This window comes from Methylobacterium sp. EM32 (genome assembly GCF_040593685.1).
Taxonomy (GTDB): Bacteria; Pseudomonadota; Alphaproteobacteria; order Rhizobiales; family Beijerinckiaceae; genus Methylobacterium.
In genome coordinates, this window is record NZ_JBEXZS010000232.1 from 1 (window position 1) to 1,267 (window position 1,267).

General features: G+C 69.3%; 1 protein-coding gene. It reads right to left on the reverse strand.

The genetic code is table 11. The features are described 5' to 3' along the window. Positions 1 to 1,158, reverse strand: a 1,158-nt coding sequence (locus ABZT49_RS29100; RefSeq protein WP_355291354.1) for an ATPase domain-containing protein, incomplete at its 3' end; no start/stop codon positions are given. Positions 1,159 to 1,267 lie beyond the last annotated feature (109 nt).

Genomic DNA, 1,267 nt, shown 5'->3' on the forward strand with positions numbered 1-1,267 from the left:
CAGGAATTCCTCGCCCGGCATCGCGTGCAGGTAGGCGTTGAGGCTGTCGATGACGACGACCGACGACCCGCGCTTCTCGACCGCCTCCCTGGCCATGGTGGCGAACTCGCCCGGCGAGACCTCGGCGGGGTCGATCTGGGTGATGGTCAGCCGCCCGGATTCGACATGTGGTCTGAGATCCATGCCGAGCGTGGCCGCCCGGGTCATCAGGGTCGCGAGTCCCTCGTCGAACAGGTAGTAGGTCGCCGTCTCGCCGCGCTCCAGCGCCGCCTTCATGCACCGGACCGCGGTCGTGGTCTTGCCGACGCCGGAGGGCCCGAGCAGGAGCATGTTGGTTCCGGGTACGAGGCCGCCACCGAGCAGCAGGTCGAGCTCGGCCGACCCGGTGGACTTGGCCACCGGGTCGAAGGCCGCGTGGTGCTCGGACGCGATCAGGCGCGGGAACACCCGGATGCCGCCGGTCTCCAGGGCGAAATCGTGGTGGCCGCCGCTGAACTTGATGCCGCGCATCTTCACGATGCGCAGCCGTCGCCGCTCGGACCCGTATTCGCGCGCCATCTGGTCCAGGGAGATCACGCCGTGCGCGATGCTGTGCAGCTGGACATCCCCCGTCTCCGAGGTCTTGTCGTCGAGCAGCAGCACCGTGCAGGCGCGCTTGGCGAAGAACCGCTTGAGCGCCAGGATCTGACGCCGGTAGCGCAGCGGGTTCTGAGCGAGCAGACGCAGCTCCGAGAGGCTGTCGAACACGACCCGGTCGGGCTTCGTCTCGCCAACGCGGGCAATGACGTCCTTGACGGTCTCGCCGAGTTCGAGCTCGGAGGGATGCAGGATCGATTGCTCGCTGTCGGGATCGAGGCCCATCTCGTCGACGAGCTCGTAGAGGTCGATGCCGTCGAGCGACCATCCGTGCGTCGCGGCGGCGGCGCGGAGTTCGTCCGAGGTCTCGGACAAGGTGACGTAGAGCGCCCGTTCGTCGCGGGCCGCCCCCTCGCGGAGGAACTGGAGCGCGATGGTGGTCTTGCCCGTGCCCGGGGTGCCCTCCAGCAGATAGAGCCGGCTCGGGGTCAGGCCGCCGCAGAGAACGTCGTCGAGACCGGGCACGCCGGTCGAGATCCGGGGCTCCTTGCCGGGCGTCCGGCGCGTTACGGGTTCGGTCATCGCGGAGGGTCCAGGTTCCTTGGGGCCGGTGGAGACCGCCGCCCGGCACGGCGGCGGTCCTTCCGGTCCCTCGTGGGTGCTCGCGAACGGTATGTCGGGAGTACCGGAG